Below are 5,489 nucleotides of genomic sequence, written 5' to 3' on the forward strand. Positions count from 1 at the left end.
GGCCGGCGAGCAGGGCCACGTAGGCGCCGCCCAGGCCGTTGCCGGTGCCGAGACCGCCGTCGGCGGTGGCGGCTACCAGTGCGCCCAGGACGAGGGCGGCCGCCCCGGCGGCCAGGGCGAGCACCGGGCGGCGCGGGCCGGCGGGGCGGGTCAGGGCGCGCCAGGCCACGGCGAGGCCGACCAGGCCGAGCAGCGCGCCCGTGCTCGCGCCGAGCCGGCCCGCGCCGAAGGTGGTGACGGAGGCGGCCAGGGAGGAGGCCGGGGCGGCCGCGGCGGCGGGCGCGGCGAGCACGACGACGCCGAGCAGGGCGGCCGCGGCGGCGGTGAGCGGGCGGCGGACGGACATGGGCGGGCTCCTCTTCCTCGGACGGCCGGCCGCTTCCCCCGGCCGGTGCCCCGAGCATGTCCGGCGCCCCCTCCCCCGGTCGTCCGCCGGGCGCGGACACCTCGTCTGCCGCCGGCGCGGTAGCGGGCGCCCGCCTACCGCGCCCGTGGTAGGCGCGGCCTCCTGCCCGGGGCCGACTCCCCCGGCCGGGGTCGCGGTTAGGGTGCGCTCATGACGGACGTGGGGGCCGCCGTCCGGCGGCGGTACGGGGACGGGCTCATCGCCCTGGGGGTGACGGCGGCGCTGCTGGTCACGGCGGTGTCCGGGCCGCGCCCCGGGCTGCCGCAGGCGGTGTTCGGATACGGGCTGCTGGCGGCCGGCGGGCTGGCGCTGGCCGTGCGGCGGCGCGCTCCCCGGGCGGTGCTCGCCGTCACCGGGGCGTGCGCGATCGGCCACCAGTCCGTGGGCTTCGACGTGCCGGTCGTGGCCTATCTGTTCGCCGTGTACGCGGCCGTCCGGGCGGGGCACCGCACCGTGACGGCGGTGGCGAGCGTGCTGATGCTGACGGCGCTGCCGGTGGCGGCCCTGGTGTCGGGGCCGTACGACACCGGTGAGGCGTTCGCGCGGGCGCGGGGCGCGCTGGAGATCGCCTGGCTGGTCGCGGCGGCCGCGGCGGGCGAGGCGCTGCGGCAGGCCGAGCGGCGGGCGGACGAGGCCGAGCGGACCCGGGAGGAGGCGGCCCGGCGCCGGGCCGACGAGGAACGGCTGCGCATCGCGCGGGAGTTGCACGACTCCCTCACCCACCAGATCTCGGTGATCAAGGTGCAGTCGGAGGTCGCCGTCCACGTGGCCCGCAGACGCGGCGAGGAGGTGCCCGCGCCGCTCCTGGCCATCCAGGAGGCGGGGCGGGAGGCGAGCCGGGAGCTGCGGGCGACGCTGGAGGCGCTGCGCGCGGACGACACGGCCCCGCCGCGCGGCCTCGCCGACGTGCCGGAACTGGTGGAGCGGGCGCGGGCGTTGGGGCTGGACGCGACGCTGACCGTGGAGGGGCGGGAGGCGGACGTGCCGGCCGCCGTCGACCGGACGGTCTACCGGATCGTCCAGGAGTCGCTGACCAACGTCGCCCGGCACGCGGAGGCGGCGTCGGCGAGCGTCCGGATCGACTGCCGCCCCGAGCTGCTCGCGGTCCGGGTCGACGACGACGGCAGGGCGGCGCCGGCCGCCGCGCCCGTCCCCGGGCTCGGTCTGCTCGGCATGCGCGAGCGTGTCACCGCCCTCGGCGGCCGGCTCACCGCCGGGCCGCGCGACGGGGGCGGCTTCTCCGTCCTGGCCGAACTCCCCGTGGAGCGCACACCGTGATCAGGGTCCTGCTCGTCGACGACCAGCCGCTCATCCGCAGCGGGTTCCGCGCCCTGCTCGACCTGGAGGACGACATCGAGGTGGTGGCCGAGGCCGCCGACGGGCGGGAGGCCCTGGTCCTCGCCCGCGCGCACCGGCCCGACGTGGCGCTCGTCGACATCCGGATGCCCGTCGTCGACGGCATCGAGACCACCCGGCGGATCGCCGCCGACCCGTCCCTCGCCGGGACGCACGTCGTGATCCTCACCAACTACGGCATGGACGAGTACGTCCTCGACGCGCTGCGCGCCGGTGCCGCCGGGTTCCTGGTCAAGGACGTGCTGCCGGAGGACTTCCTGCACGCCGTGCGGGTCGCCGCGCGCGGCGACGCGCTCCTCGCGCCGTCGATCACCCGCAGGCTCATCCACCGGTACCTCGACCGGCCGCTGCCCGCCCCCGTCCGGCCGGTCCCGGCCCTGGAGGAGCTGACCGGCCGGGAGCGCGAGGCGGTGGCCCTGGTGGCGCGGGGCCTGTCCAACGACGAGATCGCCGGCCGCATGGTGATCAGCCCGTCGACGGCGAAGACCCACGTCAACCGGGCCATGACGAAGCTCGGCGTCCGCGACCGGGCCCAACTCGTCGTCCTCGCCTATGAATCCGGTCTCGTCACCCCGAACTCTCCTTGATCCCGGGACCCGTTCGGGCACGGGTCTTTCCCGGCGCGGGAGCGGCGGGTTCCACTGGGGGCCGGTGCGGACGAGGGAGGGGGCCGGGCGATGACGGCGGTGGTGCTGGTGGTGGAGCACGAGGACGGGGCGGGGCCCGGGCTCGTCGGGGAGCGGCTGGCGGCGGACGGGCTGCGGCTGGACGTGCGGCGGCCGTGGCGGGGCGAGGAGCTGCCCGCGGGCCTGACGGACCGGGCCGGACTGCTGGTGCTCGGCGGGTCGGCCGGCTGCCGGGACGACGCGGCGGCGCCATGGCTGCCGCGGGTCCGGGAGCTGGTGGGCGAGGCGGTCCGGCGGGAGGTGCCGCTGCTCGGGATATGCCTGGGCGGGCAGCTCGTCGCGGACGCGCTCGGCGGCGCGGTCGCTCCCCGGCCCCGGGGGCCGGAGGTGGGCTCCGTACCGCTGCGCCGGCTGCCCGCCGCCGGGACGGACCCGGTGTTCGGGGCGGTGCCGGAGGGCGCGCCGGCGGCGCAGTGGCACTTCGACGAGATCACCCGGCTGCCGCCGGGGGCCGTGCCGCTGCTGGGCGGGGACGACTGCCGGCACCAGGCGTTCCGGGTGGGTCCGGTGGGGTGGGGCGTGCAGTTCCATCCGGAGGTGGACGGCGAGGCGCTCGCCGTATGGGCGCGGGCCGACGCCGGACCGGTGCGGGAGGCGGGCGGCGATCCGGACGCGGCGGTGGCCTCCGTGCGCCGGGACGAGGCCGCGCTGCGCACGGTCTGGGGCGCGGCGGCGGGGGCCTGGGGACGGGTGGTGCGGGAGCGGGCGGCGGGCGCGGCGCGCTGACGTCCGGCCGGTCGGGCGGGACCGGCGGGGCCGGGCGCCGTAGCGTACGGGGACACGTGTCCGAGCCCAGCTTGAGGAGTACACCCCCATGGCCGACTACCGCGTCGAGACCGTCCGCACCGGATACCGGCGGTGGACCGCCCGCAACGACCGGGGCGCGGAGGTGCTGATGGCCGCGGCCGACGACGACGGCGCGCAGCCGTCGTTCACGCCGGTGGAGCTGCTCCTCGCGGCGATGGGCGGCTGCGGCGGTCTGGTGATCGACCGGACCGCGCGGGCCGTGGACCACGACGACCTGCGGATCGTCGTCGAGTCGGTCTCGGCGCCGGAGGACGACGGGCGGATCGGGCGGATCCGGGTGAGTTACGAGTTCGACCTGCCGGACTCCAACCCGAAGGCGGCGGAGGTGTTCGCGCGCGGGGTGCGGCTCACGCACGAGAAGTTCTGCACGGTGAGCCGCACGGTCGAGCACGGGGCGCGGGTCGAGGCGCTCCTCCCGGACGGGACGGTCGGCTTCGAGGGCTGACCCGCGCCGGGCCCTCCGTCCGGACGCCACCGGTCCGGGCGGGAGCGGCCGGTCAGGCCGACCAGAGGTCGCGGACGTGCCGGAGCGGGTCGGCCTCGACGCGGCTCTCGGCGTCCCAGACCATGGTGGCGCGGCCGCCGGGCGTGTAGCGGGGCCAGTCGGGGCCCGGGTCCTGGTCCTTGACGAAGGCCACCCAGGCGCGGTGCACGGCGTCGGCGAGGGCCCGCGGCGGGGTGGGGCCGGCGACCTCGCGGACGCCCTCGGCGTCGAGGAGGTCGAAGGCGAACGGCAGGTCGAGGCAGTGCGCCGCCCCGCCGAGGACCGGCGAGCTCCAGGCGAACTCGTAGAGCCAGGTGGGCCGTTCGCGGTCGGCGCGGGCGTCGGCGATCACCAGGTTCGGAACCCGGAACACGACGTCGGTGAGGGCCCGGCCGAAGAGGGCGTCCTCGGGCGTGCCGGGGTGGGCGGCGGCGAACTCGCCCGCGCGCGCCGGATCGAGCCCGAACCCGCCGAGGAGGACGGGGAGCGGCAGCCCCTCCGGTCCGGGGACCGCCGAGAACTCGTCGGCGGTGAAGCCGAGCAGGAGCGGGACGTCGGCGCCGGCGTCGCCGGTGGTGAGGGCCTCGGCGGGCAGTACGGGGATCAGGTCGCCGTCCGCGAAGGGGGCGAGGGCCGGCATCGGGGGCAGCCCCTCCCGGTCGGGTCCGTCCTCGGCGAGCCGGTCCTGGAGGGCGAGGAGTTCGCCGTCGTCCAGGTCGCGCAGGGCGGCGGCGGTGGCGGGGACGCCGGTGCGGGAGGTGAGGAGCCGGGCGGCGGCGCGGGCGGCCCCGGGACCGTCGGGGCGGAGCACGACGCCGGAGACGGCGAGCGCGCCGCGGAAGAGGCCGCGGGCGGAGGGGACGGAGAGCAGGGTGAGGACGGCGCCGCCGCCGGCGGACTGGCCGGCGACGGTCACCCGGGCGGGGTCGCCGCCGAAGGCGGCGATGTTGTCGCGGACCCACTCCAGGGCGGCGATCCAGTCGCGGACGCCGCGGTTGTCGGGGGCGTCCTCCAGGTGCAGGAAGCCCTCGATGCCGAGCCGGTAGCCGACGGAGACGAGGACGACGCCGTCGCGGTTGAAGGCGGCGCCGTCGTACCAGGGGCTGGCGGCGGAGCCGGCGACGTAGCCGCCGCCGTGGATCCAGACGAGGACCGGCAGCCCCTCGGCGGGGGCGGTGTCGGGGGTGAAGACGTTGAGGTTGAGGACGCCCGCGCCCGGCACGCTGGGCTCGGGGACGGTGGTGACCTCGGCGAAGGGACGGCGCTGGGCGGTCGGCCCGTAGGCGGTCGCGTCCAGCGGCTCGGTCCACGGCTCGGGCGGCACGGGAGCGGCGAAGCGCAGCTCGCCGACGGGCGGCCGGCCGTACGGGATCCCGAGGAAGCGGTACGTGCCGTCGGCGCGGCGCTCGCCGCGGACGGGCCCGCGGGCGGTGGTGACGAGGGGTCCGGGGGAGGTCATCGGGGGCGGCTCCTGGGGCGTGGGCCGAGGCGGCGGCGGGCGGGTGACAGGGGCAGCGTCGGGGCCGTCCCGCACGGGGTCAAGGACGGGAGAAGCAATGGTGACACGAGTCACTGACACGAGTCATCTCGGGGGGTGCAGCACCCGACCCCGCAGGAGGACCCCACCGCCGCGGGCGCGGCGGGCGCGGCGGGCGCGGTGTGGACCAGTGCACTGACAGTGTTGTCAGGAGGACGGCTTGTCGTCGCCGTCGGGGCCGGGTCCGGGCGGCGGGGGCGGTGGCGCGGCCGC

General features: G+C 78.2%; 6 protein-coding genes. 4 read left to right on the plus strand and 2 right to left on the minus strand.

Translation table 11 applies throughout. The features are described 5' to 3' along the window. A partial coding sequence (locus tag AB0E83_RS34970) for a DUF6223 family protein (RefSeq protein ID WP_362120783.1) occupies nucleotides 1–346 on the minus strand: 346 nt, incomplete at its 3' end. Between the two features lie 210 nt (nucleotides 347–556). Between AB0E83_RS34970 and AB0E83_RS34975 the strand changes: the two genes are divergently transcribed. From AB0E83_RS34975 to AB0E83_RS34990, 4 genes are all read left to right on the plus strand, one after another. Beyond that, complete coding sequence (locus tag AB0E83_RS34975; RefSeq protein WP_362120785.1) at nucleotides 557–1,684, plus strand: histidine kinase; 1,128 nt, start codon at nucleotides 557–559, stop codon at nucleotides 1,682–1,684. Next, entirely contained in the window at nucleotides 1,681–2,349 is a 669-nt protein-coding gene (locus AB0E83_RS34980) for a response regulator transcription factor (protein ID WP_362120786.1), read from the plus strand. Before AB0E83_RS34975 ends, AB0E83_RS34980 begins: the two co-directional genes overlap by 4 nt. 90 nt (nucleotides 2,350–2,439) lie before the next feature. Then, nucleotides 2,440–3,174, plus strand: a complete 735-nt coding sequence (locus tag AB0E83_RS34985) for a type 1 glutamine amidotransferase (protein WP_362120788.1) — start codon at nucleotides 2,440–2,442, stop codon at nucleotides 3,172–3,174. Between the two features lie 88 nt (nucleotides 3,175–3,262). After that, complete coding sequence (locus tag AB0E83_RS34990; RefSeq protein ID WP_362120790.1) at nucleotides 3,263–3,700, plus strand: OsmC family protein; 438 nt, start codon at nucleotides 3,263–3,265, stop codon at nucleotides 3,698–3,700. A 52-nt stretch (nucleotides 3,701–3,752) separates the two neighbouring features. Here AB0E83_RS34990 and AB0E83_RS34995 read toward each other — a convergent pair whose 3' ends face one another. Beyond that, nucleotides 3,753–5,198: a carboxylesterase family protein gene (locus AB0E83_RS34995; RefSeq protein ID WP_362120792.1), complete on the minus strand. Its 1,446-nt coding sequence runs from the start codon at nucleotides 5,196–5,198 to the stop codon at nucleotides 3,753–3,755. Between the last annotated feature and the right edge of the window lie 291 nt (nucleotides 5,199–5,489).

Origin of the sequence: Streptomyces sp. NPDC035033 (genome assembly GCF_040636735.1) — a bacterium.
Lineage (GTDB): Bacteria > Actinomycetota > Actinomycetes > Streptomycetales > Streptomycetaceae > Streptomyces.

What these genes read in the sequence shown, in the direction of transcription:
- AB0E83_RS34975 (WP_362120785.1), top strand. Translation starts at nt 557, where the DNA reads ATGACGGACGTGGGGGCCGCCGTCCGGCGGCGGTACGGGGACGGGCTC.
- AB0E83_RS34995 (WP_362120792.1), bottom strand. Translation starts at nt 5,198, where the DNA reads ATGACCTCCCCCGGACCCCTCGTCACCACCGCCCGCGGGCCCGTCCGC.
- AB0E83_RS34985 (WP_362120788.1), top strand. Translation starts at nt 2,440, where the DNA reads ATGACGGCGGTGGTGCTGGTGGTGGAGCACGAGGACGGGGCGGGGCCC.
- AB0E83_RS34990 (WP_362120790.1), top strand. Translation starts at nt 3,263, where the DNA reads ATGGCCGACTACCGCGTCGAGACCGTCCGCACCGGATACCGGCGGTGG.